Source organism: Amycolatopsis plumensis (genome assembly GCF_042652605.1).
Classification (GTDB): domain Bacteria; phylum Actinomycetota; class Actinomycetes; order Mycobacteriales; family Pseudonocardiaceae; genus Amycolatopsis; species Amycolatopsis plumensis.
Window position 1 is genome coordinate 8,374,488 of sequence record NZ_JBHSJY010000001.1, and the last position, 24,060, is coordinate 8,398,547.

Here is a 24,060-nt window from a genome sequence, read left to right on the forward strand (position 1 = left end):
CTAAGAGGTGTGATGGGCGACACAGACGCCACCGACCTGCGGACCGTGCTGCCCCGGCTCCTGCAGCTGGGCACCCTGATGAACCGCAGCGGCCTCGGCGAACGGGCGCTGAAGCAGATCGGGGCCGAGCTCGACCGGCCCGGGCTGTCGATCATCCTCGCCCTGCACATGACCGGGAAGGCGATGCGCGTCGGCGAGATCGCCGACCGGATGCAGGTCGCCGGGCCGCACGTCACGCGGCACCTGCACGTGCTCGAACGGCGGCGGCTCGTGCGCGGCCTGGCCGACCCCGACGACCGGCGCGCCCGGCTGGTCGAGCTGACCCCCGATGGCGCCGAGATCGCCGACCGGTACGTCACCACCCTGCTCGGCTGGTTCGGCGACGCGCTGTCCGGCTGGACGCCGGCGGATCGCCGCACCTTCTACGACCTGCTCCTGCGGTTCACCGACGACCTCGCGGCCTTCCTGTCGGCGACCGCCGAACAGGAGTGAGGGGTTCAGTGCCGCGCGAACTGCCGTGACGTCGGCTGGCTGACGCCGGGCTTGACCGGCAGCGGATCGATGACGAGCCGTTCGCCGTGGATGTCGGTGACCGCGACGGAACCGCCGCAGCCGGCGCCGCTCTCCGACAGGAAGTAGTTGTAGTCGGTGCGCTGCAGCCGTTTCCAGCTGCCGCCCGCGCGAACTTCCAGCCGGGCCACCGGGTTGCGGTGGCCGATCACCTGGATCCCGCACCAGTACTGGGACGAGCCGTCCTTGTAGCGCAGGGAAATGTCCGGCACCGACGGCGGGTCCACCAGCTTCCAGGTGACCCGGAGCTCGCCGAGGTTGCGCGCCCCGAGCCGGTCGAACGCCTTCGGGTTCAGGTCCACCTGGCCCACCCGGCACGGCGCCGGGCACAGGTTGGTGATCCGCACGGTCACGTTCGCGCCGTTGGCCGCCTGCACCCGGATGTAGGCCCCGCAGGCCAGGGAACCCTCGAAGTCGGCGACGTTCATGGCCGCGTTGAGCGGATCCGCGCTCGCGTCGTACCCGCAGGCACCGGTGCCGTCGGTGTCGTAGAACGTGGCGACGCCGGAGTGGGGCACGCCGGGCTTGATCCGTCCGGCGAGCGGCGCGTCCCCGGAGGCCGAGGTGGTGGCAGTGGTCGTGGCGGACGTCGGAGGCGGAGTGCCGGAGGGCGCCGAGGTTGTCGTCGTGGGTGCAGGCGGCGCCGAGGAGGTGGTGGCGATCGCCGGCGTGACGTCCGATCTGCCTGCCGCGGCGGCCGGGGTCGGGCGGTCGGCGCGGGTCACCACCAGGACGACGACCGTCGCGGCCACCACGAGCACCGCCACGAGCGATCCGAGCACCGCGCGCCTGCGGCCGGTCACCGGGCGGCCAGCCGGTCGTATTCGGCCCGGGTCACCGGCAGGACGGTGCCGTGCCGGGGTTTGCCGGGCAGCTGGGCCCCCGCCACCGGGCGCCAGTCGCCGGAGTCCAGGTCCGTGGTTTCGAACGGCCGGTACCCGGCGCCGCCGTACTCGTCGATGAACAGGTACCACTTCTTTTCGGTGTTCGACCGGAACACCAGCGGACCCTCGCCGCCGACGATCGTGTCCTTGCCGATGCACTCCCGCACCAGGTGGTAGCTGCGGCTCAGCAAGACCTTGGCCTTTTCCTCGGTGACGTACCGGCCGCACGGGGTCGAGCCACCGCCGCCGGGGCCGCGGTCGTCCTGGGAGAACCGGTAGTACTGGCCGCCGTCGCGGATCACCGTCGAATCGATCACCGAATGGCCCGGGTCGAACCACGTCCTCGGCTCGCTGAACGTGCGGAAGTCCCGGGTGGTCGCGAACATGATCCGGTTGTAGGAGGTCGTCACGTGGCCCGGGTCGTCGGCCGGGTAGATGTTCGACGCCCAGAACACCACGTACTCGCCCCGCGCCGGGTCGTAGACCGCCTCCGGCGCCCACACGTTGCCCGCGGTTTCCGGCGCGACCGGCACCAGCCGCGGCGCGCTCCACCGCACCAGGTCCGCCGACTCCCACACCACGATCGAACGACTGCCGTGCCGCCACGACTGCTCCCAGTCGTCCCGGCCGTACATCCGCAGGTCCGTCGCGATGAGGAAGAACCGGTCACCGCGCGGCGACCGGATGACGAACGGGTCGCGGACACCCTTCGTCCCCACATCCGACCGCAACGCCGGGCCACCGCCGGGTGGCTGCCACCGCAGCGGATCGTTGCCCCGGCTCAGCGCGAAGTACACCTGCTCGCCGTCGGGCGTGCCCTCGCCGGTGAAGTAGGCGAACAGGTACCCGGCGTACCCCGGGTGGGCGCTCGCCGGACCCGCCGGAGTCAGCAGCCCGGCCGCGATCAGCAGCACCGAAGCCAGGATCCGGAATCCCCGCATGCCTCTTTCCTCCCTCGAGCCGCCGCGTCCGGCGAATGTTAGCGTTCACATACTGTCGGCGGAAGAGGAAACCGGCTCTCGCGAGCAGCTCACGGAATCGTCCACACCTGGTTCGCGGCACCCGTCCCGCCGAGCTGCGCGACGGGCGCGCCGCTCGCGGTCGACGACACCCCGATCGCCAGGCCGCTCGTGCCGCGGATCGTGAGCGGGAGCCAGATCAGCGGCGAATTTGTCGTTGGTGGCCCAGACTCGTGGTTCGGCAGCGTCGCCACCGCACCCGCCACCGACAGGTGGTCCCGCAGGGAAACTTACACCGGCGCCGAGGCAGTCGAATCGGTTCGAGCCCCATGGGTCACAAGTGGCGCAGCACGATCTCGAGGTTGTGCGCCACTTCCTGGGTCAGCGGGTCGCCGCTGCCGAACGCCTTCATCGCCGCGTGGTAGGCCGCCTGCAGCGTGGTCGCGGCGGCCTGCTTGTCCCCGGTCAGGTACAGCGCCGCGCCCAGCGTCTTGGCGGTGTCGATCGTGTCGGGGTGCCGCTCCCCCAGCTTCCGCGTCCGGCGGGTCAGCACGTCCCGCAGGACGGGCAGGCCTTCGTCCCACGCCCGCAGCATGGAGAGGGTGCAGCCGAGGTTGTGGCCGTACTTCAGGGTTTCCGGGTGGTCCGGCCCCAGCACCGCCACCGCCCGGCGGCGGGCCTCCCGGTGGCTGACCGCCGACTCGGGGAGCCGCTCCCGCTGGAACTGGGTGGAGCCGAGGAGATCGAGGACGGCGAGGGTGCCCGGGTGCTCCGGGCCGGCCGTGGTCTCGCAGTCGGCGACCAGGGAGCTCAGGCTGAGCTCCGCCGCGGCGAACTGCCCGGCGTCGAACATCGCGCCCGCGGCGCGGGCCCGGCGGTCGAGGTCGGCGGGCAAGGCCTTGGGGCGCTTGGAGAACAGTCCCATTCGTGAGTCCTTTGCAGACGCCTCAGCCGGCTTTGCCGAGGAGGTCGTCGAGGGTCCGGCCCTCGGCCGGGCCGACCTCGGTGCCGAGGGTGAGGCCGAGCTTCGCGGCGAGATCGCGCAACCGGAGGTCGATCGCGGCCTCGGCCAGTTCGGCGAACTCCGCCATGGTCGCCCGCAGCCGGCTCCACGCCGTGAGCAGCACCCCCGCGGCGATCAGCAGCGCCGGCCACCACAGGACCCCCGGCACCAGGTACAGCAGGCCCCAGCCGGCCAGCGTGCCGGCCTCGGCGTACCGGGTGCGGACGTCGGTGATCGGGCGTCGCGCGTCCTCCTCCAGCAGCAGCCACAGCCGGGGCCACACCAGGCTCGCGCTGACGTAGTACTGCGCCCGGACCCGGACCTCGATCAGCCGGGCCCGGTCGCCCAGCCACGTCGGCCGCTGCGGCAGGTAGGCCGGCACGACCGTGGCGCCGGCGCGCTCCGCGGCGGCCACCGCCCGGCTGCGCCGCGACCACCGTGACCGCCGGAGCAGGCCGCCCGTGACGAACCGGTCCCGCAGGCACCAGCGTTGCACCAGGCCGCCCAGTCCGCCCGCGGTAGTGCCCGCCAGGCCCGCGGCGGCGAGCACCACGGCGGCGAAGACGGCCAGTCGCGCGGGCCGGGTGGTGAACTCGCGGCCGGCCCGGTCGGCCGCGGCCGCCAGCCGGGCGTAGCCGAACGCGTGCTCGTGCCCCAGCACGGAGGCGGCGACCACGACGGCGACGAGGAGCAGGCCCGGCAGCAGGATGGCGGTGACCCAGCGGGTGCCGAGCCGCTTGCCCACCTCGGTCAGGAAGCCGGTCACTTCGGCCGCATCGAGGCGTCGAAGGCCGCGCAGCGGGGCGGATGGCCGTCCTCGTCCCGGGACGCCACCCGGGCGCACCGGTCGAGCGGGCAGCCGTACTCCCCCGCCCCGACGCCGGGCGCGCGGCCCCGGCCCGGCAGCGCCGCGATGCCGAGCGCCGGCCGGTCCGCCCAGCTGCGCGGCGCGCCGTCGGGCCCGACCGGACCCCACTTCTTCAGCGCGGTCTTCGCCGGGCCGCCCTGTTTCACCCGGTCGGCGTCGCGGTCGAGCCGGTCGAGCACCCCGTCCCGGCGCGCCGCCGCCCGCAGCTCGGGCAGCAGCAGGCACCACAGCGCCAGGTGATCGGCTTCGGAGTCCACCCCGCCCCCTTCCGACGTCGGACGATCACGGAGTCTAGCCATCCGCACTACGATCGGTGGTCAACCGGTCGCGAGGGGGCGCAGTGTTCGGGCGGCAGAGACGTCAGGCGGACGGCGATTTCGTCAGCGGCGCACTGTGGGAGGGCAAGGCGTGGCTCGACGCCTTCGAAAGCTCCGGTGACCTCGCCGCCCTCGAGCAGGCGATCGCCGCGGGCACGGCCGCCTTCGAGCGGGGCGATCCGGCCGCGCCGGAGCGGCCCGCCACCCTGATGTTCCTCGGTGACGCACGGATGCGGCGGCACCAGGCCACCGGTTCGGTGCCGGACCTCGACCAGGCACTGGCGCACTACCGCGAGCTGCTGCCGCTCGTGCGGGCGCAGCAGCCCGACCTGGTCCCGTTCTCGCTGGCGGCGATCGCCGAAAGCGCACTCCGGCTGGGCGTGCTCACCGGCGACCGGTCCCGCGCCGAGGAGTCGGTGCTCGCCACCAGGGAACTGCACCTGCTGGCCGGGTCGACCGGCGCGGTCCACCTCTTCGCGCTGGTGAGCGAGCTGCTGGAACGGGCGCTGGTGGCGCTGCCCGGCGATCACCCCGACCGGGCGGCGATCGGCGCGCTGCGCTGCACGGCCCTGGTCCACCACATCGAGGGCACCGGTGACCCCGCACTCCTCGGCGAGGCCGAGGAGGAGATCGACCGGGCCCTGCGGCTGTGCCCGCCGGACGACGCCAACCGCCGTCCCTTCCTCACCGTGGCGGCCGACGTCCGCCGCCTCCGGCACGACTTCGAGGGGACCCGGGCCACCCTCGACGCCTTCCTGGACGCGGAACGCCACGTCCTCGACGTCCACCCGCCGGGCCATCCGGTGTGGACGATCACCGTGCACAACCTCGGCCGGCTCCACCGCGAGCGCCACGAGTCCACCGGCGACGTCGCCGACCTCGACACGGCGGCGCACTACCTCCGGCAGGCCATCGAGCACGCGCCGGACGCCGATCTGCGGGCCGCGGCCGAGCGCGGGCTGGCCGATGTGCTGGAGGCCCGCGGCCCGGTGCAGGAGTACGAACCGCCGCCCGGCGTCACCCTCGAGTACGTCGCCGGGCCCGAAGATCCCCGGCGCCCGCTCGCCGAGGCGGCCGGCGATCCGGCCGAGCTGGTGCGGCACGGGAACCGGCTCTCCCGGCTGCTCGGGCAGTACCAGCAGTCGCGCGACCGCACCCTCTTGGACCGGATCTGCGCCGACGGCGAAGCCCTGCTGGCCGCGTTGCCTGCGGAGCACCCGCGCCGGTGGCTGATCGAGATCCGGCTGGGTCCCGCGCTCATGCTCCGGTACGAGCTCACCGGCGACCGCGCCGATCTGGACGCCGCGATCGACCTGCAGCGCGCCGCGATCGCCCGGCCGGTGGACGGCCCGGCCGACCTCCTCGACGAGTTCGGCAACCTCGCCGCCGCGCTGGTCAACCGGTTCCTGCGGGATCGCGACAGCGCCGACCTCGACGAGGCGATCGCGCTCGCCCGCCGGGGTGTGGAACTCGACGAAGCCCACGGCACCACCAGCTCGGCCATCCTGGGCAGCGCCCTGTTCTACCGCTACCGCCACCTCGGACGCCGCCACGACCTCGACGAGGCGATCGCGGCAGGCGAGCAGACGGTGGCCACCGCCGGGCCGCTCCGGATCGCCAACGCCCGCGCCGGCCTCGGCAACCGGCTCCGGCAGCGCTTCCTCGCCACCGGGGACCCGGCGGACATCGACGCGGCCATCGAGCACCTCGAGGCCGCACTGCGCCGCGAAGAAGACGTCCACACCCGCCTCAACCTCGGCCTGGCCCTGACCGACCGCGGGCAGACGCGACCCGAGCAGCAGGACCTGCTCGACGCCATCACCGCCTTCACCGCGGTCCGCGCGACGACCGGCGACCAGGCGCCGCTGCACACGATCGCTGTCCAGGGCCTCGCTGAGGCCTACCTCGCGCTCGGCCGTCCGGACGACGCCATCGCGGTCCTCTCGGCGCTGCCCGAAGGCCGGTCGTTCGACCGGATGCGCGTCCTGGTGACGCTCGCGGGCCTGCGCGCCGACCGCGGCGACGACGCCGGTGCGGTCGCCGACCTCTACGAGCAGGCCGTGGCGCTGCTGCCCGTGCTGGTGTGGCGGGGGCTCTCCGCGACCGACCGCCGACAGCTCGTCTCGCAGTGGCCGGGGCTCGCCGGTGACGCGGCCGCGGCGGCGCTGGCCGCGGGCCGTCCGGAGCGCGCAGTCGAACTGCTGGAGCACGGCCGTTCCCTGTGGTGGAGCCAGGTGCTCGACCGGCGGACCGACCTGACCGGGTTGCGGGCGGCGCACCCCGACCTCGCCGCCCGGCTGAGCGCGGTGGACCTGGACGCGCCGGACCGGCGGGCCGCGGCGGCCGAGTGGGACGCCGCCGTCGCGGAGGTCCGGACGCGGACCGATTTCGAGAACTTCCTGCGGCCGACGCCGTTCGCGGAGCTCGCGAAGGCCGCGGCGGACGGCCCGGTCGTGCTGGTCAACGTCAGCCGGATCCGCTGTGACGCCATCGTGCTGGCCCCGGACCGCGGCCACGTGATCCCGCTGGCGGGCCTGACCCACGCCGAGGCGCAGGACCGCACCCGGGCGTACCTCGCCGCGACGGCGAAGAAGGGCACCGGCGGGCTTTCCTCCGGACCGCGGGAGCAACTGCTGCTCGGGTACCTGGAGTGGCTGTGGGACACCGTGGCCCGGCCGGTGCTCGACGAGGCCGCGGTCCCGCCCGGGTCGCGCTTGTGGTGGTGTCCCACCGGTCCCCTCGCGCCGAGCCCGCTGCACGCCGCCGGCTACCACGACCCGGACGACCCGCCCGGCCGGTCGGTGCTCGACCGCGTGATCTCCTCCAGCACCCCGACGATCCGGGCGCTGTCGCACGCCCGTCGCCCGGCGCGGCCGGTGCGGCACCGGCCGCTCGCCGTCGTGTGCGAGCGGCGTCCCGCCTACGTCACCGGCCTGCCCGACCTGCCCGCCGCCGTCCGCGAAGCCGAGGTCCTCGCCGGGCTCTTCCCGGGCGGCACGACCCTGGCCGGTGCGGCCGCCACCACCTCGGCCGTGACGGACCTGCTGACCGGTCACTCGTGTGCCCACTTCGCGTGCCACGGCGGCACGGCTGCGGACGGCGACGCCGCGCTCTTCCTCGTCGACGGCCCGCTCACCAGCACCGGCCTCAGCCGGCTCGACCTGCCCGACGCCCACCTGGCGGTGCTGTCGGCGTGCCACACCGCGATGCCCGACGCGGCCACGCCGGACGAAGCCGGCCACCTCGCCGCGGCCCTCCAGGTCGCCGGGTTCCGCCAGGTCGTCTCGACGTTGTGGGCCATCGGCGAAGAAACGGCGGCCGCCGTCACGGCGAGCCTCTACGGGTCCCTCGCCGCGCCGGACGGCACCCTCGACCCGGCGGGGGCGGCCGCCGCTCTGCACACCGCGGTCAAGGAATTGCGCGACCGGTCGCCCTACGAGCCGAGCAAGTGGGCCCAGTTCGTCCATTTCGGACAGTAAGCCACCCGTTCTTCGCCCGTTTCCCGAGCCGATTCGTCGGTGATTGACTTTCCGGAAACACCGGCGTCCGGCGAAACGCGCAGCAACACGGACTTCTTCCGCTCCGGCCGCAGCGGCCAGTGGCGCGACCGGCTCGATCCCGCCGCCCTCGACCACTACCACCGCCGGGTGGCCGAGCTGGAGCCACCCGACCTCGCCGAGTGGCTCCATCCGGCCGAAGCGCGCTGACGTCCGCGGCCCGCCGGGTCCCGGACGTGCCGCCGATCGGGTGATCTCCGCGGCCGGCACTCAACCGGCACGCAGCTCCGGAGTGGACGGTGCGCACCGCCGTCGACCCCAGGAGGAACCGTGCGCAACCACCGCCTGCCCACCCTCGCCGCAGCGGCACTGCTGGCCGCCTTCGGCACCGTCGCCGTGGCCCCGGCCGCCTCGGCGCACGACGCCTACGCGGAGGTCGTCAACTGCAGCTACCAGGGCGCGATCCGCTGCGGCTACGGCGGCGTGACCAACGGCCACACCCGGGTGTACGCGTGCGACACCTTCAGCGACGGCTACGGGTTCCGCACCGAGTGGCGGACCCGCAGCGGCGGCGGCAGCGGCGTGGACGACGCCAACGGCAGCAGCTCCGGGTGCAGCGCCAAGGTGCCGGGCACCTCGGCCAACCCGGTGACCATCTTCCGCGTCTGCCAGAAGACACCCACCTGGTTCTGCTCGCCGTGGCAGAACGCTTGAGCGATCAGGGGGCTTGACCGTCCACAACGGACTCCGCGGCGAGGTGCCAGACCTCCGCCATGGGCGTCCACCAGGAGCCGCCTTCGCGAGCGGAGAGCGATTCCTGGCAGGGGTCGGTCAACGCCCACCAGCGCTGCGTTTCGGGATCCGCGGCGATGCGCGCCTGGTCGGCGTCGTGGTCTTCGCCGACGTACTCGTAGTACCCGAAGAGCAGGTCGTCGTGCAGGAAGATGGAGAAGTTGCGGATGTTGGCCTCCCGCAGCATCCGCTCGACGCCGGGCCAGACCGCGGCGTGCAACCGCAGGTACTCCTCGCGCTTTTCCGGGCGCAGGCGGATCAGCATGCCGTAACGCTGGACCATGGAACTCCTTCCGGACGGGATGGCGATCACCGCTCCAGGCGGCCGGGATCGCCGGACTCGGGACGGCGCGCGAGCCACGCTTCGGTGATGTGGTCGAACATCGCCTTCGCCGCGCCGCCCGAGTCGCCGGCCGCGATCCGCTCGTAGACGCGGCGGTGCCCCTTGTTCGATTCCACGCACAGGGCACGCTCGCTCGGCCCCACGTACCGGGCGGTGTTGACCACCTGGCTCTCCAGCGCGCGCACCACGCCGCGGGCGAGGCGGTTGCCCGAGACCTGCATGATCGTGTCGTGGAACGCGAGGTCCTGCTCGCGGTAGGCGTCCGGCTCGCCGACCAGCTCGTCCATGAGGTCCACCAGCGCGCCCAGCCGGTCGACGACGGCCCGGCTCGCGGTCCGGGCGGCCACCAGCGCCATGTCCGATTCGAGCAGCCGGCGCGTCACCACCAGGTCGTCGAGGACGGCCGAGGTCTCGTCCTCGGCGATCACCGCGGCCAGCACGAGCTCGTCGAGCATGTTCCACATCGACGCCGGGTTGACCACCGTGCCCGCGCCCTGCCGCACCTGGACCAGGCCCTTCGCCTGCAGCAGCTTGACGGCCTCGCGCACCACGGTCCGGCTGACCGAGAAGCTCTCGCACAGCACCGGTTCCGCGGGCAGCGACGTCCCCGGCGGGTGGACCCCGCGCACGACGCGTTCCACCAGTTCGGCAGTGACCGCGCTCGCCAGGTTCGCGGGGCGGCGCACCCATTCGGGGGCCGCGGGTGGCCGGTCTGATGCCGTCATCGTTCCTCCGGTCGCGCTCGCGCCGACGTCCGTCGAGCGCAGGGGAAGTTTACACAGCGGCAGCGTTGACGTCATACGTCATACGAGTTACGTTTCTGCGCACTGCGCCGGGCCACTCCCGTCCGGCCACCGTCTGGAGAAGTGAGCAGCGATGAAGCAGCGCACACTATTCTCGGCCGCCCTCCTCGCGGCGCTGGCGTTGACCGCGGGCTGCGGAAGCGCCGCCGGCCCGGCCACCCCGACCGGGGACGCGAGCGGCAAGCTCGTCGTCTGGGACTGGAAGTCCGGCGACGCCAAGGCCGCGGGGTACGTGGCGAAGGCCAAGGCCGAGTTCGCCAAACAGCACCCCGGCGTCACCGTCGAGTTCGTGGCCCAGCCTTTCGACCAGTACTACACACTGCTGGGCGCGGCGATCCAGGCCAAGAGAGGCCCGGACGTCATGCTCTTCAACGGCGGCGGCCAGATCCGCGACCGGGTCGCCGACCTGGTGCCGCTGGACCCCTACGTCGCCGACGACCGGTCGCGGCTGTCCGGCTGGGACGCGTTCGCCAAGGACGGCAAGGTCTACGCCGAGCCGGTCACCCTGCAGGGCCACCCGGTCTACTACAACAAGGAGCTCTACCAGAAGGCCGGGCTGAACCCCGACGCCCCGCCGCGCACCTGGGACGACTTCGTCCGCGACTGCGGCACCATCTCCGCCAAGACCGGTGCCAAGTGCCTCGCGCTGGGCAACAAGGAAGGCGCCGGGATCCAGTTCTTCCTGTCGGCGCTGGGTTCGGCGAGCCTGACGCCGCAGGAGTACACCGACTGGATCGCCGGCAAGCGCGACTGGACCGCGCCGGACGTCAAGCGGATCTTCGAGCTCTGGAAGCAGGCCGGTGACGCCGGGCTGAACACCGACGGCCCCAACTCCACGGCGATGTTCAACGACGCGTTCGCGCTCTTCCAGTCCGCCAAGGCCGCGAACGTCATCGGCCTGATGTCCGACGTCGGGCACTGGAAGGACTTCGCCGAGTTCCTCGGCGCGGACAAGGTCGGCGTGATGACCGGGCCGCAGGTCAACCCGGCCGCCACGCCGAGCCTGCCGTACGACGGCGGCATCGGCTACGCGGTCGCGAAGGGGACGAAGGACCCGAAGCTGGCCGCGGACCTGGTGCGGTCGCTGAGTTCCACCGACGCCCTGAAGTCCTTCTACGCCGACAGCGGCGCGATCGCCGCGGACACCTCGATCGACGTCTCGGCGGGCGGACCGGCCGTCGCGAAGATCGTCTCGGAGGTCAAGGGCGGCAAGCCGGCCCTGCACGTGGCCCTCTCCTCGAAGACGCTCGACCTGATGGGGCGGCTCTCGCAGCAGCTGCTCAGCGGTTCGGCCGGCGTCGACGACGTGCTGCAGCAGCTCGCCGCGTCGGACAAGGGCTGAGGAGCGTGACCGGGTACTCCCCCGCTCCGGTGGACCGGGCTCCGGCCCGGCCCGCCGGAGGGCCCGCGCCGGCCCGGCGTGCTCCGCGCGGAACGCGGCTAGAACGCTTCGCGCCGCTCGTCCTCGTCGCCCCGGCCGTGCTGGTCGTCCTCCTGCTCCGGCTGTGGCCGCTGCTGCTCGGCGTCAACTTCTCCTTCACCGGCGACGGCGATCGCAACGGCACGGCCGTCGGCTTCGACAACTACGTGACGCTGTTCGGCGATCCGCTGTTCCGCACCGCGCTGCGCAACGTCGGGCTGCTCGTGCTGCTGCTCCCGGTCGCCGTCGCCATCCCCGGCCTGCTCGCCACCTTCATCCACCTCAAGGTGCCGGGCCACCGGGTCTACCGCGGCGTCTACTTCTTCCCGGCCGTGCTGTCCCCGGTGATCGTCGGGGCGATCTTCAACCTGCTGCTCGCCTTCGACGGGCCGGTCAACGCCGTTCTCGGCCTCGTCGGCCTCGGCCCGGTGGACTGGCTCGGGAACCCGGGGGTGGCGATCTTCGCTGTCGTCGGGGTGCAGGTCTGGGCGACCTTCGGCATGGCACTGGTCGTCTTCCTCGCCGGATTCTCCACTTTGGACGCTTCCTTGCTGGACGCGGCCAAAGTGGACGGTGCGTCCCTGCTGCAGACCATCCGGCACGTGATCGTCCCCGGGCTGTCCCGGACCATCCAGTTCGTCTTCGTCACCACCATGATCGGGCTGCTGACCTCGATGTTCGGCCTGCTGTACGTGATGACCAGCGGCGGCCCGGCCGGCTCCACCTACCTGCCCGAGTACTACATCTGGATCCAGCAGGGGCAGCTGAACCAGCCCGCGCTCGCCTCCGCGGCGTCGACCGTGCTGTTCCTGATCATGCTCGTGGTCGGCCTGGCCCAGATCGGCATCCTGCGCCGCGCCGGAAGGGAGGACTGATGACGGGGTCCCGGCTCACGAAGTGGCTCGCCGCCGTCCCCATGGCCGCGCTGGCCCTGGCGACGATCTACCCCCTGGTGTTCACCGTGAACGTCGCCATGAAGGACCGCCGCGAATACACCCTCGACCGGTTCTCGCCCGCCGGGTCGCTGCACTGGGACAACATCGCCCGCGCGTGGACGAGCGTGGGGATGTCGCGGTACTTCCTCAACTCGGTCGTCGTGGTGGCCTGCTCGGTCGTGGTGCTGCTGCTGCTCGGGTCGATGGCCGGGTTCGCGCTGGGGCGCCTGCGCTTCCGCGGGTCGTCGGTGGTCTTCCTGGGCATCCTGGCCGCGTTGTTCGTGCCGTTCCAGGTGATCATGGTCCCGCTCGCGCGGATCATGGCGGGCACCGGGCTCATCGACACCTATCCGGGGCTGGTGCTCGCCTACGTGGCGCAGTTCCTGCCGTTCACGGTGTTCCTGATGACCACCTTCTACGCGTCCGTGCCGCCGGAGATCGTCGACGCCGCCCGCATCGACGGCTCCACCTTCTACGGCGTCTACTGGCGGATCATGCTGCCGCTGGGTGCCCCGGCGCTGCTGTCGGTCGGTGTGCTCAACGCGCTGTTCTGCTGGAACGACGTCCTGATCTCGCTGCTGCTGATGCCGTCCGCGGAGCACCGGACGCTGATGGTCGGGGTGACCGCGCTGCGCGGGCAGTACTCCGCCGACATCCCGACGTTCGCGGCGGGCGTGCTAATCGCCGCGGTGCCGGTGCTGCTCGTCTACCTGTTCCTGCAACGCCAGATCGCCGACGGGGTCACCGCCGGGTCCACGAAGGGTTGACATGCGCATCACTGGTTTCCGGGCCCTCACGACCGTCCAGGACTGGGGCCGCCCGATCGGCGACGCCAACGGTGTCCACGCCGGTGGGGTCGTCCCGATGCCGCTCGTCGTCGTCGAAACCGACGAAGGCGTCACCGGCGTCGGGCTCGGTTCACACGTGCAGGCGGAGACGGTCTTCGCCGCACTGGAGGGCGAAGACCCGCGCGCCGTGAGCGCCCTCTACGACCGGATGCTGCGGCGGACGTTCAAGGCGGGGCACGCCGGCGCGGTGTTCGGCACCATCGGCGCCTTCGACACGGCGTTGTGGGACATCAAGGCGCAGCTGGCCGGGGAACCGCTCTGGCGGCTGCTCGGCGGGCGGGACCGCCGCGTGCCCGCCTACGCTTCGGGCCTCGACATCGCCCTCGGCGACGAGGAGCTCGCCGAGCTGTACCGGACCTACGCCGGCCACGGGCTGCGGGCGGCGAAGCTCAAGGGCGGGCTGGACATCGACCGCGACCGGCGTCGCCTCGGCCTCGTCCGCGACGTCCTCGCCGAGGCCGGTGGCGGCCGCCCGGGGCTGATGCTGGACGTCAACGAGAACTGGACGCGCAAGCAGGCCGTCCGGCACGTCGCCGAGCTCGAACGGACCCTCGACCTGACCTGGATCGAGGAACCGGTGCGGCGCTGGGACGTCGACGGCCACGCGACCGTCGGCCGCGGCGTCCGCGCCTCGGTCGCCACCGGGGAGAACCTCACCGGGCTGGAACAGCACCGGCCGCTGATCGCGGCGGGCGCGGTCGACGTCGTCCAGACGGCCGCGGGCTGGGGCGTCACCCACTTCCTGCGGGTCGCCGCCCTGGCGCACGCGCACGACCTGCCGGTCAGCCCGATCGGCACCACCCCGATCGGCCTGGTGCACGCGGCGACCGCGGTGCCCAACCACCTGGTCGCGGAGTTGCAGGACCTCCACCCCCCGGTCGGCGTCACCCTGGACCACGAGATCGGCGACGGCGCGTTCATCCTCGCCGACACCCCCGGTCTGGGCATCCACCTCGACGAAGCAGCCATCGCGGCGGCCGGCCACCGCCTCCCCGACCCGGCGGCCGGCGGAACCCACATCCGCCCGGACCGCGCGGGCTTCCACCTCCTCCCCGCCTCCGGCAACGGCCACCACCCCGGCAGCCTCGTGAGTGAGAAACAGGGTTAGAACACTGTTTCTCACTCACGACAAGCCGCGGCAGACTGCTTTCGCACGTCCGGGTGCTCAGCCGACCGGGAACTTCACCGCGGTCAGTTCCTCCGAAACCGCCCACAGCCGCCGCTGGATCGCCCCGTCGTAGGACTGCGGGCTGGACGCCACCACCTGCGGGCGGCCGCGGTAGCCGCCCGGGCCCGCCGGGCCGTAGTACTGGCCGCCGAGGGCGGTGGGGTCGGTCGCCGCGCGCAGGATCGGGAGGGCGCCGCGCTCCGAGCTCTGCGTGAACAGGGGCGCCACCAGCGGGAAGACCGCGCGCATCGCCGCCGGGGAGTTGCGCATCAGCTCCGTGCGGGCCACGCCCGGGTGCGCGGCGATCGAGGCCGTCGTGCCGTGCGGGGCGAGGCGGCGCTGCAGTTCGTAGGCGAACATCAGGTTGGCGAGCTTGGCCTGCCCGTAGGCCGCCACGCGGTCGTAGGAGTTCTCCCACTGCAGGTCGTCGAAGTGGATGCCCGCGCGGATGCGGTGGGCGATGCTGGCCACCGTCACCACCCGGGAGCCCTCGACCGGCAGCAGCAGGTCCAGCAGCAGGCCGGTCAGCGCGAAGTGCCCGAGGTGGTTCGTGCCGAACTGCAGCTCGAAGCCGTCCCGGGTGGTCTGCCGCGGCGGATACATGACACCGGCGTTGTTGATCAGCAGGTCGATCTTCGGGAGCGTGGTGTGCAGGTCGGCCGCGGCGGCGCGGACCGACTCCAGCGACGCCAGGTCCAGCTCCTGCACGGTGACATCGGCGTCCGCGCCGAGCCGCGCGGCCGCCTGCTTGCCCTTCTCGACGTCGCGGACGGCGAGCACCACCGTCGCGCCGCGCTCGGCCAGCACCTTCGCCGTGTCGAAGCCGAGGCCGGTGTTCGCGCCGGTGATCACGGCCACGCGGCCGCGCTGGCTCGGGACCTCGCGCTCGGTCCAGTTCTCGCTCATGGCAGTCCTCCGGGTTCGCGGCCCTTTCGGACCGTCGGTCTGTTATGACTGCGACGCTAAGGAACCGACGGTCTATTGTCAAGAGACTGCCGGTCTTCAATCTTCCGGGGCGAGCGTTAGGCTGGTCTCATGACGTTCCAGCGGGCGCGCAGCGCGGAGCAGCGGGAGGAGCGGCGCCGCACGATCCTCGACACGGCGCTGAAGATGCTCGACGAGATGCCGGTGGCCGAGGTCAGCCTCAACGAGCTCAGCCGCCGGGTCGGCCTGGCCAAGTCGAACGTCCTGCGCTACTTCGAGTCCCGCGAGGCCGTGCTGCTCGAACTGCTGGACCGCGCCCTGCGCGACTGGCTGGCCGAGGTGGCCGGCGAAGTGGCCGAGGGCGTCGACCCGGACCGCCCGGCACCCGAGCGGGCGGAGGCGTTCGCGGCGGTGGTCGCCCACTCGCTGGCCCGCCGGACGGTGTTGTGCGACCTCATCGGCGCGCAGGCGGGCGTGCTGGAGCACAACGTGTCCACCGACGTGGTGGTGCGGTTCAAGCGGTCCGCGCTCGGCGGGCTGGACACGATGGCCGACCTGCTCCGCCGGTCCGTCCCCGAGGTCGGCGGCGAAGCGGTGTCGGTGTGCCTGCTCGCCATGATCCTGACCGGCGGCCTGTGGACGCACTGCCGCCCGGCCCCCAGCGCCCTCGCGGCTTACGAAGCCGATCCGGCGCTGGCCGCGCTCCACCTCGACCTGGCGCCCGCGCTCCAGCAGGGGCTGACCCTGCTGATCACGGGAGCCATGGCCCGCACCGGCCGGTCGTCCGGCTGACCGACGCCGCCGCGCGTAGATCCATCTCTGACGATCACATCCGCCGGGCGAGGTCCCGCGCGACCTCGACGGCGATCTCCCGGGTCCGGATCGCGAGCGGCGACTCCGTGCGCCCGGCCGGCCAGTACAGCGCCAGCTCGGGAACCGGCGCCGGCTTCAGCGGGCGGATGCTCAGCCGGTCGTCGGACCAGGCGTCCTGGCCGTGCAGCGCGAGCCACGGCAGCACCGCCCAGCCGATGCCAGCCCGCACCATCGACAGGATGGTTTCGTGGCCCGTCGTGCGGAAGACGAACCGCGGCTGCGCGCCGGCGCGGGCGAACGTCCGCTCCAGCCAGCGCTGGTGGTACGTGGGCGGCCAGGCGACCATCGGCACGTCGTCGAGCGCCTTCACCCGCACGGGACCGTCCGGCACCGCGCCGGCGGCCGTCACCAGGAGGTACGGCTCGTCGAACAGGTTGACGTGCTCGACTTCGCCCTCCACCGGGCCGTCGTGGAACAGCAGGTCGAACTCGCCGACGCGAGGGTCTTCCGGCGCCACGTCGGACAGCCTGATGTCGCAGCCGGGGTCTTCGTCCAGCAGCCGGCGGATCACCGCGGGCAGGATCAGGTTCGACACGCTCTGGAAGGTGCCGATGTCGATGCGGCCGTGCCCCGCCCGGAACCGGTCCACGGCGTCGGTCAGCGCCGCGCCCTTCGCCAGCAGCTCACGGCCGTGCGTCAGGACCACTTCGCCCAGCCGCGTGATCCGGACCGGCCGCGGGCCGCCGGGCCGGTCGAACACCGCGCCGCCGACGGCTTTCTCCAGCGCGGCGATCTGCTGGCTCACCGAGGACTGCGTGTAGCCCAGCCGGGCCGCCGCCTGCCCGAACGTGCCTTCCTCGGCGATGGCGGCCATGGTCCTCAGGTGACGCAGTTCGAAGTCGGCCATGCTCCCTAACATAGCCATTGGCGATCGGTTCGATCGGAATTCATCGCTTTTCGCGATGCTTTTGCCGCCCTAACGTCAGTGCCATGACGACGACTTCGGCTCCGCCCGCCACGACCTCCCGGCTCGTCCGGGCCCTGGCGGCCACGCACTTCGTCGGCCGTGCGGGTGGCGTGGTGCGGTCGTTCCTGGTGCTGTACCTGACCCAGGCGCAGCACCTTTCCCCGGCGACGGCGGGCGGGGTGGTCGCCGCGGTCGGCCTCGGCGACGTCGGCTCGCAGGTGCTCGGCGGCTGGCTCGGCGACCGGATCGGCAGGCGCAACACCATGCTGGCCGGGTTCCTGGGGTCGGCCGCGGCGCTCGTCGCGCTCGGCTCGGCGGATTCGCTGCCCGGGATCTGGGTGGCCGCCGTCGCCGCCGGGCTCACGCTCGAGCTGTTCCGCCCGGCCGGGTCGGCCGCGGTGGCCGATCTGCCGGCGCGACAACGGATCCGCGCGTTCGGCGTGCTCTACTGGGCGGCGAACCTCGGCTTCTCGGTCGCCACGGTCACCGCCGGGTTCCTCGCCCGGTACGGCTACGGGCTGCTGTTCTGGATCAACGTGGCGGCGTCGCTGGCCGCAGCACTGCTCGTCTGGCTCCAGGTACCGGAAACCCGCCCGGCGGGGACGGTGCGGACCCGGCAGGCACTGCTGCCCGTCGTGCGGCGCGACCGGTTGATGCTCGCGATGCTGGCGCTGCACGCCGCCTACTTCACGCTGTTCCTGCAGACGTTCACGACGTTGCCCCTGCTGATGACGGCCGGCGGTCTCGGCCCGGCGGCCTACGGCGGAGTCCTGGCCCTGAACGGGATCGCCGTCGTGGCCCTCCAGCCCCTGGCCGTCCGGCTGCTCGCCGGTCGCCACGGCCCCACTGTGTCGGCTGTCTCGATGCTGCTCGTCGGGCTCGGCGCCGGGCTCGGCGCCCTGAGTCACGGCACCGCGGCCTTCGCCGGTTCGGTCCTGCTCTGGACGCTCGGCCAGATCGGGATCGCCGTCCGGTTCGGCGACACCTTCGCCGCCCTTGCCCCGGCGGAGGTGCGCGGCGGGTACCTGGGCCTGGCCTCGGCCACCTGGAGCGTCGGCGCGGTCCTCGGTCCGCTGGCCGGAACCGCCCTGCTCGAACAGAGCGGCGCACCCGGCCTCGCGGCCGGGTGCGCGCTCGGCGGGATCGTCCTGTTCACCGCCCAACGGGCCCTCGGCCCCGCCCTGCACCGCCGGAAGCCCTGACCAGCAGCGGGGGCGGCCGTCTTGAATGACTCATTCCTGGCGTCTGACGCCAGGAATGAGTCATTCACTGCATCCGGAGCTGACTCAGAAGCCGGGGAACACGCGGCGCAGGTCGTCGAGCGTGACGCTGCCTTCGACCGTCACGTCCTTGTCGTACGGCGCCTTCAGCCGGCCGCTGACCAGCCGGATGAAGGCCTCCGCCGGCCCGGTGAACGTCGCGGACGGCGCCTCGAGGTGGTCCACCACGGTGACCGCGTCGTCGATCACCAGCCCGGCACCGGGAACCGCGACGGACACCGGGTCCGCGAGCTCGGCCGGCTTCGCGAGGAAGCTCAGCATGAACCCGACAGGGCCGGTCAAGAGCTCGACCAACACCGCGGCCGAGTCCGCGTCGACGCCGGCACCGGAGTCGAACGCGACCCGCACGTCCCACGAGTGGTTGGCCACCTCGCTCAGCCGCATGCCCACGGCGGTCACCAGCGGCACCGGCTCCGGCAGGAAACCGAGGTCGACGGTCAGCGACGCACGCTGCTCGGGCGTGAGCGCCTCGACGGTCTCGAGCCAGCGGCCGTTGTACTCCAGGAAGCCTTCGGCCTGCGCCCGCGGAGTGGCGGCGTCCCAGCGAGCCCAGATCGCCTGGTTCTCTTCGGCCGCCACGGTCTCGCCGGTGGCGCGCGCGATGGGTGCGCGGCCGATCTCGGCACCGCTGCCGAGGTGGGAGAGGACCTGGGCGACGGTCCACTCCGCCGCGCCGCTGGGTGCGGCGAGCTGGTCGTCGGTGAGGCCGCGGACGAGGCCGGCGAGCGTGTCGTGCTCGGAACGGAGGGCGGTGATCGTGCGGTCCACGAGTTGCGTCATGCCACCCTCAACCCGCGGGAGGACGCCGGTGTTCCGCCGATCACCGGGCGGTGGACCCGCGGCCGTCGCCGTGCTAGAAGTAGAACGTGTTTCAATTCTGACCACCGAGGCCGGGAGGTGCGCGGATGAGCGTCCCGACGGTGACCGAGCTGCTGCTGGCCCGCGCCGGCGACGAGCGTCCGGGCCTGCGGTTCGAGGACGAAACGTGGTCGTGGGCCGAGCACGTCCGGGCGTCCGCGCGCTGGGCGGGCGGCCTCCGCGCGGCGTTGCGCCCGGGCGAACCGCCGCACGTCGGCATCCTGGCCGACAACGTGCCCGCGTTCTCCCTCCTCCTGGGAGCCTGCGCGTTCGCCGGGGCGGTCCTGGTCGGGCTCAACCCCACCCGGCGCGGTGCCGCCCTCGCGCGGGACGTCCGGCTCGCCGACTGCCAGTTCGTGCTCGCCGAGCGGAAGTACCGGCCCCTGCTGGCCGGCCTGGACCTCGGCGGGATCGCCGTGCGGGAGCTGGAGTCCTGGGCGCCGTCCGCCGACCCGATCGACCCGGTCCCCGCCTCCGCCGACGACCTGTTGATGCTGATCTTCACCTCCGGCACCAGCGGCGACCCGAAGGCCGTGCGCTGCACGCACGGCAAGATCGCGTTCCCCGGCGCGATGCTCGCCGAGCGCTTCGGCCTGTCCGCATCGGACACCGTGTACGTGACGATGCCGATGTTCCACTCCAACGCCATCATGGCCGGCTGGGCGGTCGGGCTCGCGGCGGGCGCGAGCATCGCGCTGCGCCGCCGGTTCTCGGCCTCCGGTTTCCTGCCCGACGTGCGGAAGTTCGGCGCGACCTATGCCGGCTACGTCGGCAAACCGCTGTCCTATGTGGTCGCGACGCCGCCACGTCCGGACGACGCGGACAACCCGCTGCGCCTGGTCTACGGCAACGAAGGGGCGAGCGCCGACCTGGCCGCGTTCGAGAAGCGCTTCGGCTGCAAGGTCGTCGACGCGTTCGGCTCCACCGAGGGCGGGGTGGGGTTCGCCCGCACCGACGACACCCCACCCGGCTCACTGGGCCGCCCGGCCGGCGACGTGGCCATCCTGCACCCGGACACCGGACTCCCGTGTCCCCCGGCCGAGTTCGACGCCGACGGCCACCTGCTCAACGCCGGCGAGGCCGTCGGCGAGCTGGTCAACACCGCGGGGGCCGGCTGGTTCGCCGGCTACTACCGCGATCCCGCCGCCGACGCCGAACGGGTGCGTGGCGGCCGGTTCCACACCGGCGACCTCGCCTACGCCGACGCCGACGGCTTCTGCTACTTCGCCGGCCGGCTCGGCGACTGGCTGCGCGTCGACGGGGAAAACCTCGGCACGGCCCCGATCGAGCGCATCCTGCTGCGGCACCCGGCGATCACCGACGCCGCCGTCTACGCGGTGCCCGACCCGGTGACCGGGGACCAGGTGATGGCCGCCGTCGTCACCGGCGGCACGCCACTGGACCCCGCCGGCTTCGGCCGGTTCCTGGCCGACCAGCCCGATCTCGGGCCCAAACAGGTGCCCCGGTACGTCCGGACGGTCCGGGAACTCCCGCGGACCTCGACGTTCAAGGTCCTCAAGCGGCAGCTGTCCGCCGAAGGCCTGGACTGCGCCGACGTGGTCTGGGAACGGAAGGGCAAGGACCTCGCCTACACCGACCTGGGGTCACGCCCGCGCGCCACGACGACGTGACCCCACCACGGGTCAGCCGGTGGTGCAGGCCGCGCCGTTGAGGGTGAACGCGGTGGCCGGAGCCGGGTTCCCGGTGTGGTTGGCCTGGAAGCCGATGGTGGTGGACGCGCCGACGGCGAGCTCGCCGTTGTAGGCGACGTTGGTGGCGGTCACCTGCCCCGACGACGGCGCGTACGCGGCACTCCAGCCGGAGGTGATGGTCTGCCCGTCGGGCAGGGTGAACCCGAGCGACCAGCCGCTGATCGCGGCCGAACCGGTGTTCGTGATGGTGATGCTTTCGGTCAGGCCGGTGTTCCACGCGCTGACCGTGGCCGCGACCCGGCAGGCGCCGGTGGCCGGCGGCGGGTCGTCGGGCGGCGGCGTGGTCGTGCCGAACTGCGAGAAGAACTGCCACACCAACGCCGGCACCCAGGTCCGGGAACCGCTGTCACCGGTCGCGCCGTCCTGCGGGGCGGCGATGTGGCCCTCGTCGAAGGCGGCCCATTGCACCGGGTACCCGGCCCGGCAGCCCGCATAGCTCGTGACCCGGTGCGTCAGGCTGCCCTGCGCCGGCTCGGGCGGATTCTGGGCGGTGCAGCCGTTGTTGCGCACGAACCGGTCCCGCATCGACCGGCCGCCCGCGATGTTCAGGACGTTGTCCCGCAGGCCGTGCACGCCGAGGTAGGCGATGGGTTGCGTGCCCCCGCTGCACCCGCTGAGCACCCCACCGGACTGCACCGCCACCGCGCGGAACACCGTCGCCCGCGAACACGCGAGCGAGTAACTCATGGCGGCGCCGTAGCTGAAGCCCACGGAGAACAGCTGGGTCGTGTCGACGCAGAGGTCGCCCTCGACCTGCCGGATGATGTCGTCGGTGAAGGTCACGTCCTCGCCGCCGGAATTGGCCCAGCCGTTGTTGAACCCTTGCGGGGCCACGAAGATGGCACTGTTGTTGGCGAGCCGCTGCAGGCCGTAGTACGCCCAGGCCCCGGTCTGCACGGTCCGGCCCGTGTCGACGTCGGTGGCCGTGCCGCCCAGCCAGTGGAAGCCGAAGATCAGCCGGTACGGGTGGTTCCGGTCGTAGCCGTCGGGGATCCGCAGGATGTAGTTGCGGCTCTTCCCGCTCGTCTGGATCGTCCGGGTGCCGCTGGTCAACGTCGGCGCCTTGCCACAGCCGGCCGTCGAGGCGGCCGGCTGCAGCGGTGCCCCGGCGGCCACCGCTGCCGAACCGAGCACGAGCAGCGCGGCGGCCACGGCCACCACGACCCTTCTCACCATCACGGAACTCCTCCCGGTGCGGCCGGCGCTCAGGAGAGCGATGCTGGAACCGGCGGGAGCGCACTGTCAACCGGGGGAAGCGCCCGGCGGCCGATGCCGTGTTCAGGTGTGGTGCAACGGTTTTCGCCCGGTGAAACTTTCAGGTTTCCCGGCGGCCTACTGCCTCGTCAGCGCCCAGGGCATGAACTTCTCCCCGAGCGCCCGGCTGAACGGCCGCACCAGGGTTTGCAGTTCGGTGCAAGCGGCCTCGCCGATGTGCGCGTAGGGAGTCACGCTGTGCTCGTCGGTCACCTTCTCGATTTCCGCGCGGCGGGCCGCACCCGCGGGCGTGAACGCCGGTTCGGTGGCATCGGTGAGCCAGTCCCGCTCGCGCAGGCCGGCGACGGCCCGGTTCCAGTCCTCTTCGGACCACGACCGGGAGGTGCGCAGGGTTTCCGCGGGGACCGCGCCGGAAGCGGCGTGGGTGATCAGGGCTTCGATGCCGCTCAGCCCGGCCGTCAGCAGGGCCGCGACGTGCGCGTCGCCGCGGTACTCCCGGAGCAGGGTCTGCGCGTGCCACAGCACCAGGTGCGGCTCGGTGGGCCACGGCAGCGCCGCGTGGGCGGCGAAGAGGGGACGACCGGTGACGTCACCGATGGCCGCCTCCGCGGCTTCGCGCAGGAGCGCGGCGGCCCGGCGTGTTTCCGGCGCGGTGACCGCGTCGCCCAGGACGCCGCGCAACGCCTGATCGGCCGCGGCGAACCGCGCGGCCAGGACGGCGGCCGGGTCGGTGACGGACCAGGCCGCGGCGATCGATTCCCGGACGAGAGCCGGGTTGAAGTTGTAGAAGGTCGCGATGACGACCGGGGCCGGGACCGCACCGAGCGCCGCCGACCTCGAAGCGAAATAGCCGGCGCGGCCGGTGAGCCCGAGTTCCGCGTAGGCGGCCGCGGCTTCCGGGGCGAAGTAGATCATGCCGTGGTAGGGCTCGAGAATTCGCCAGGTCCGGCGCGCCGCTTCGATCACGCGGGCCAACATACCATCCGGTCGGTACGGCGTGGCCCGGGTTTTCGCGGCGAACTTCCGGTTCCCGTGGGGTACCGCCATCCGGCGTACCGCAACGGCGGATTCCTCGATAGCGAACGGATAGCGAGCCTGCGTCACGATCTTCCCGTCGATTCCCGCTGATGAGAGGAGTGATCATGGCTCGCATGATCAACGCCCTGGGTGACCGGCTGCTGGGGCTGTTCCTGCGCGAGGTCAAGGCCGGCGCTTGCATCCCCGAGCACGGCCAGGTCTGCAAGACGCTCCACTACGACTGCTACGGCAACTGCAAGTAACCGGTGTCCACGCCTTTCCCGCCGCGCCCGTCGCGGCGGGAAAGGCTCGCCAGAGGGGGTGCACCGATGCTCGGCGCTCAGTTCGTGCTCGCCGCCCGTGTCCTCGTCGGGCTGGTGTTCGCGGTCGCGGCCGTCGGCAAGCTCGCCGGCCGGAGGCGGCTGACGGAGTTCGCCGATTCGCTCGCGCCGCTCGGCCGGTCGCCGGTCGGCTGGCTGCCGGTCGCCGCCGGGACCGCCGTCGTCGAGCTGGCCACCGCCGTCCTCGTCGCCTTCCCCGCCACCTCCCGGCTCGGTCTCGGGCTGGGCGCGGTGGTTCTGCTCGTGTTCTGCGCCGCGATCGTCCGTTCCCTGCGGCTGGGCCGCCGCGTCACCTGCCGCTGCTTCGGCCGCTCCGGGGCGGTGCTCGGCCGGGCCCACCTCGTCCGCAACGGGCTGCTCGCCGGGGTGGCCGCCGGCGCGCTCGCCGTTCCGCTGAGCCCCGCACCCGGGTTCGACGGTGTCGCGGCCGCCGCGCTCGTCGGCGCGTTCGCCGCCGTCGTCGCGATCAACTCCGACAGCCTGGCCGGCCTGGTCGGCAAGGCGGACCCCGCCAACCGCTGAAAGA

At 72.7% G+C, this 24,060-nt stretch carries 26 protein-coding genes; 13 read left to right on the forward strand and 13 right to left on the reverse strand.

Going from position 1 to position 24,060, the window contains the following annotated elements; genetic code table 11:
* Window positions 1-12 precede the first annotated feature (12 nt).
* Window positions 13-492, forward strand: coding sequence for a MarR family winged helix-turn-helix transcriptional regulator (locus tag ACFPLC_RS40255; RefSeq protein WP_378189471.1), 480 nt, complete (start codon window positions 13-15; stop codon window positions 490-492).
* 5 nt (window positions 493-497) lie between these two features.
* Here ACFPLC_RS40255 and ACFPLC_RS40260 read toward each other — a convergent pair whose 3' ends face one another.
* The 6 genes from ACFPLC_RS40260 to ACFPLC_RS40285 form a co-directional block, all read right to left on the reverse strand.
* Window positions 498-1,373 (reverse strand): expansin EXLX1 family cellulose-binding protein, encoded by an 876-nt coding sequence (locus ACFPLC_RS40260; protein ID WP_378189469.1) that lies wholly within the window; start codon window positions 1,371-1,373, stop codon window positions 498-500.
* The gene (locus tag ACFPLC_RS40265) at window positions 1,370-2,395 is read right to left on the reverse strand and encodes a glycoside hydrolase family 43 protein (protein ID WP_378189467.1); all 1,026 of its coding nucleotides are present in this window, start codon (window positions 2,393-2,395) and stop codon (window positions 1,370-1,372) included. Before ACFPLC_RS40265 ends, ACFPLC_RS40260 begins: the two co-directional genes overlap by 4 nt.
* A gap of 89 nt (window positions 2,396-2,484) precedes the next feature.
* The gene (locus ACFPLC_RS40270; RefSeq protein WP_378236098.1) at window positions 2,485-2,679 is read right to left on the reverse strand and encodes a hypothetical protein; all 195 of its coding nucleotides are present in this window, start codon (window positions 2,677-2,679) and stop codon (window positions 2,485-2,487) included.
* A gap of 68 nt (window positions 2,680-2,747) precedes the next feature.
* A complete protein-coding gene (locus ACFPLC_RS40275) occupies window positions 2,748-3,338 on the reverse strand; it encodes a tetratricopeptide repeat protein (protein WP_378189463.1) in 591 nt (196 codons plus the stop codon).
* A gap of 22 nt (window positions 3,339-3,360) precedes the next feature.
* Window positions 3,361-4,182, reverse strand: coding sequence for a hypothetical protein (locus ACFPLC_RS40280; protein WP_378189461.1), 822 nt, complete (start codon window positions 4,180-4,182; stop codon window positions 3,361-3,363).
* Window positions 4,179-4,583, reverse strand: coding sequence for a hypothetical protein (locus tag ACFPLC_RS40285; RefSeq protein ID WP_378236099.1), 405 nt, complete (start codon window positions 4,581-4,583; stop codon window positions 4,179-4,181). The genes ACFPLC_RS40280 and ACFPLC_RS40285 overlap by 4 nt, the downstream gene beginning before the upstream one ends.
* 41 nt (window positions 4,584-4,624) lie before the next feature.
* Here ACFPLC_RS40285 and ACFPLC_RS40290 point away from each other — a divergent pair, with 41 nt between their 5' ends.
* The 3 genes from ACFPLC_RS40290 (at window position 4,625) to ACFPLC_RS40300 (ending at window position 8,812) form a co-directional block, all read left to right on the forward strand.
* Window positions 4,625-8,080 (forward strand): CHAT domain-containing protein, encoded by a 3,456-nt coding sequence (locus ACFPLC_RS40290; RefSeq protein WP_378189457.1) that lies wholly within the window; start codon window positions 4,625-4,627, stop codon window positions 8,078-8,080.
* A gap of 39 nt (window positions 8,081-8,119) precedes the next feature.
* Window positions 8,120-8,308 (forward strand): hypothetical protein, encoded by a 189-nt coding sequence (locus ACFPLC_RS40295; protein ID WP_378189455.1) that lies wholly within the window; start codon window positions 8,120-8,122, stop codon window positions 8,306-8,308.
* Window positions 8,309-8,428: 120 nt separating this feature from the next.
* Window positions 8,429-8,812 (forward strand): hypothetical protein, encoded by a 384-nt coding sequence (locus tag ACFPLC_RS40300; protein WP_378189452.1) that lies wholly within the window; start codon window positions 8,429-8,431, stop codon window positions 8,810-8,812.
* Window positions 8,813-8,816: 4 nt separating this feature from the next.
* Here the strand turns inward: ACFPLC_RS40300 and ACFPLC_RS40305 are convergent, their stop codons facing one another.
* Both ACFPLC_RS40305 and ACFPLC_RS40310 read right to left on the reverse strand, forming a co-directional pair.
* Complete coding sequence (locus tag ACFPLC_RS40305; RefSeq protein ID WP_378189449.1) at window positions 8,817-9,173, reverse strand: L-rhamnose mutarotase; 357 nt, start codon at window positions 9,171-9,173, stop codon at window positions 8,817-8,819.
* Window positions 9,174-9,199: 26 nt separating this feature from the next.
* The gene (locus ACFPLC_RS40310; RefSeq protein WP_378189447.1) at window positions 9,200-9,958 is read right to left on the reverse strand and encodes a FadR/GntR family transcriptional regulator; all 759 of its coding nucleotides are present in this window, start codon (window positions 9,956-9,958) and stop codon (window positions 9,200-9,202) included.
* A gap of 151 nt (window positions 9,959-10,109) precedes the next feature.
* On the opposite strand from ACFPLC_RS40310, the gene ACFPLC_RS40315 reads away from it, so the two are divergent.
* From ACFPLC_RS40315 to ACFPLC_RS40330, 4 genes are read left to right on the forward strand one after another with little or no spacing between them, the layout of a single operon-like run.
* A complete protein-coding gene (locus tag ACFPLC_RS40315) occupies window positions 10,110-11,378 on the forward strand; it encodes an ABC transporter substrate-binding protein (RefSeq protein WP_378189445.1) in 1,269 nt (422 codons plus the stop codon).
* A 5-nt stretch (window positions 11,379-11,383) separates the two neighbouring features.
* On the forward strand, window positions 11,384-12,331 hold the full coding sequence (locus ACFPLC_RS40320) for a carbohydrate ABC transporter permease (RefSeq protein ID WP_378189444.1): 948 nt from the start codon (window positions 11,384-11,386) through the stop codon (window positions 12,329-12,331).
* Window positions 12,331-13,158: a carbohydrate ABC transporter permease gene (locus ACFPLC_RS40325; RefSeq protein ID WP_378189442.1), complete on the forward strand. Its 828-nt coding sequence runs from the start codon at window positions 12,331-12,333 to the stop codon at window positions 13,156-13,158. The genes ACFPLC_RS40320 and ACFPLC_RS40325 overlap by 1 nt, the downstream gene beginning before the upstream one ends.
* A 1-nt stretch (window position 13,159) precedes the next feature.
* Entirely contained in the window at window positions 13,160-14,347 is a 1,188-nt protein-coding gene (locus tag ACFPLC_RS40330; RefSeq protein WP_378189440.1) for a mandelate racemase/muconate lactonizing enzyme family protein, read from the forward strand.
* A gap of 57 nt (window positions 14,348-14,404) precedes the next feature.
* Here the strand turns inward: ACFPLC_RS40330 and ACFPLC_RS40335 are convergent, their stop codons facing one another.
* The gene (locus ACFPLC_RS40335; protein ID WP_378189437.1) at window positions 14,405-15,313 is read right to left on the reverse strand and encodes an SDR family NAD(P)-dependent oxidoreductase; all 909 of its coding nucleotides are present in this window, start codon (window positions 15,311-15,313) and stop codon (window positions 14,405-14,407) included.
* 129 nt (window positions 15,314-15,442) lie between these two features.
* On the opposite strand from ACFPLC_RS40335, the gene ACFPLC_RS40340 reads away from it, so the two are divergent.
* On the forward strand, window positions 15,443-16,123 hold the full coding sequence (locus tag ACFPLC_RS40340; protein ID WP_378189435.1) for a TetR/AcrR family transcriptional regulator: 681 nt from the start codon (window positions 15,443-15,445) through the stop codon (window positions 16,121-16,123).
* Window positions 16,124-16,157: 34 nt separating this feature from the next.
* On the opposite strand, the gene ACFPLC_RS40345 is transcribed toward ACFPLC_RS40340, so the two are convergent.
* Window positions 16,158-17,051 (reverse strand): LysR family transcriptional regulator, encoded by an 894-nt coding sequence (locus tag ACFPLC_RS40345; RefSeq protein WP_378189433.1) that lies wholly within the window; start codon window positions 17,049-17,051, stop codon window positions 16,158-16,160.
* Between the two features lie 83 nt (window positions 17,052-17,134).
* On the opposite strand from ACFPLC_RS40345, the gene ACFPLC_RS40350 reads away from it, so the two are divergent.
* Entirely contained in the window at window positions 17,135-18,313 is a 1,179-nt protein-coding gene (locus tag ACFPLC_RS40350) for an MFS transporter (RefSeq protein ID WP_378189431.1), read from the forward strand.
* An 84-nt stretch (window positions 18,314-18,397) separates the two neighbouring features.
* On the opposite strand, the gene ACFPLC_RS40355 is transcribed toward ACFPLC_RS40350, so the two are convergent.
* A complete protein-coding gene (locus ACFPLC_RS40355; protein ID WP_378189429.1) occupies window positions 18,398-19,171 on the reverse strand; it encodes a maleylpyruvate isomerase family mycothiol-dependent enzyme in 774 nt (257 codons plus the stop codon).
* Window positions 19,172-19,296: 125 nt separating this feature from the next.
* Between ACFPLC_RS40355 and ACFPLC_RS40360 the strand changes: the two genes are divergently transcribed.
* On the forward strand, window positions 19,297-20,880 hold the full coding sequence (locus ACFPLC_RS40360) for a long-chain-fatty-acid--CoA ligase (RefSeq protein WP_378189427.1): 1,584 nt from the start codon (window positions 19,297-19,299) through the stop codon (window positions 20,878-20,880).
* 12 nt (window positions 20,881-20,892) lie between these two features.
* Here ACFPLC_RS40360 and ACFPLC_RS40365 read toward each other — a convergent pair whose 3' ends face one another.
* Both ACFPLC_RS40365 and ACFPLC_RS40370 read right to left on the reverse strand, forming a co-directional pair.
* On the reverse strand, window positions 20,893-22,137 hold the full coding sequence (locus ACFPLC_RS40365; RefSeq protein WP_378189425.1) for a CE1 family esterase: 1,245 nt from the start codon (window positions 22,135-22,137) through the stop codon (window positions 20,893-20,895).
* A gap of 156 nt (window positions 22,138-22,293) precedes the next feature.
* A complete protein-coding gene (locus tag ACFPLC_RS40370; RefSeq protein ID WP_378189423.1) occupies window positions 22,294-23,142 on the reverse strand; it encodes an SCO6745 family protein in 849 nt (282 codons plus the stop codon).
* Window positions 23,143-23,318: 176 nt separating this feature from the next.
* On the opposite strand from ACFPLC_RS40370, the gene ACFPLC_RS40375 reads away from it, so the two are divergent.
* Window positions 23,319-23,456: a hypothetical protein gene (locus tag ACFPLC_RS40375; RefSeq protein WP_191308504.1), complete on the forward strand. Its 138-nt coding sequence runs from the start codon at window positions 23,319-23,321 to the stop codon at window positions 23,454-23,456.
* Window positions 23,457-23,522: 66 nt separating this feature from the next.
* Complete coding sequence (locus ACFPLC_RS40380) at window positions 23,523-24,056, forward strand: MauE/DoxX family redox-associated membrane protein (RefSeq protein ID WP_378189421.1); 534 nt, start codon at window positions 23,523-23,525, stop codon at window positions 24,054-24,056.
* Window positions 24,057-24,060: the final 4 nt, after the last annotated feature.

What these genes read in the sequence shown, in the direction of transcription:
- ACFPLC_RS40275 (WP_378189463.1), bottom strand. Translation starts at nt 3,338, where the DNA reads ATGGGACTGTTCTCCAAGCGCCCCAAGGCCTTGCCCGCCGACCTCGAC.
- ACFPLC_RS40305 (WP_378189449.1), bottom strand. Translation starts at nt 9,173, where the DNA reads ATGGTCCAGCGTTACGGCATGCTGATCCGCCTGCGCCCGGAAAAGCGC.
- ACFPLC_RS40365 (WP_378189425.1), bottom strand. Translation starts at nt 22,137, where the DNA reads ATGGTGAGAAGGGTCGTGGTGGCCGTGGCCGCCGCGCTGCTCGTGCTC.
- ACFPLC_RS40315 (WP_378189445.1), top strand. Translation starts at nt 10,110, where the DNA reads ATGAAGCAGCGCACACTATTCTCGGCCGCCCTCCTCGCGGCGCTGGCG.
- ACFPLC_RS40265 (WP_378189467.1), bottom strand. Translation starts at nt 2,395, where the DNA reads ATGCGGGGATTCCGGATCCTGGCTTCGGTGCTGCTGATCGCGGCCGGG.
- ACFPLC_RS40335 (WP_378189437.1), bottom strand. Translation starts at nt 15,313, where the DNA reads ATGAGCGAGAACTGGACCGAGCGCGAGGTCCCGAGCCAGCGCGGCCGC.
- ACFPLC_RS40310 (WP_378189447.1), bottom strand. Translation starts at nt 9,958, where the DNA reads ATGACGGCATCAGACCGGCCACCCGCGGCCCCCGAATGGGTGCGCCGC.
- ACFPLC_RS40325 (WP_378189442.1), top strand. Translation starts at nt 12,331, where the DNA reads ATGACGGGGTCCCGGCTCACGAAGTGGCTCGCCGCCGTCCCCATGGCC.
- ACFPLC_RS40355 (WP_378189429.1), bottom strand. Translation starts at nt 19,171, where the DNA reads ATGACGCAACTCGTGGACCGCACGATCACCGCCCTCCGTTCCGAGCAC.
- ACFPLC_RS40360 (WP_378189427.1), top strand. Translation starts at nt 19,297, where the DNA reads ATGAGCGTCCCGACGGTGACCGAGCTGCTGCTGGCCCGCGCCGGCGAC.
- ACFPLC_RS40340 (WP_378189435.1), top strand. Translation starts at nt 15,443, where the DNA reads ATGACGTTCCAGCGGGCGCGCAGCGCGGAGCAGCGGGAGGAGCGGCGC.
- ACFPLC_RS40380 (WP_378189421.1), top strand. Translation starts at nt 23,523, where the DNA reads ATGCTCGGCGCTCAGTTCGTGCTCGCCGCCCGTGTCCTCGTCGGGCTG.
- ACFPLC_RS40285 (WP_378236099.1), bottom strand. Translation starts at nt 4,583, where the DNA reads ATGGCTAGACTCCGTGATCGTCCGACGTCGGAAGGGGGCGGGGTGGAC.
- ACFPLC_RS40375 (WP_191308504.1), top strand. Translation starts at nt 23,319, where the DNA reads ATGGCTCGCATGATCAACGCCCTGGGTGACCGGCTGCTGGGGCTGTTC.
- ACFPLC_RS40345 (WP_378189433.1), bottom strand. Translation starts at nt 17,051, where the DNA reads ATGGCCGACTTCGAACTGCGTCACCTGAGGACCATGGCCGCCATCGCC.
- ACFPLC_RS40350 (WP_378189431.1), top strand. Translation starts at nt 17,135, where the DNA reads ATGACGACGACTTCGGCTCCGCCCGCCACGACCTCCCGGCTCGTCCGG.
- ACFPLC_RS40330 (WP_378189440.1), top strand. Translation starts at nt 13,160, where the DNA reads ATGCGCATCACTGGTTTCCGGGCCCTCACGACCGTCCAGGACTGGGGC.
- ACFPLC_RS40255 (WP_378189471.1), top strand. Translation starts at nt 13, where the DNA reads ATGGGCGACACAGACGCCACCGACCTGCGGACCGTGCTGCCCCGGCTC.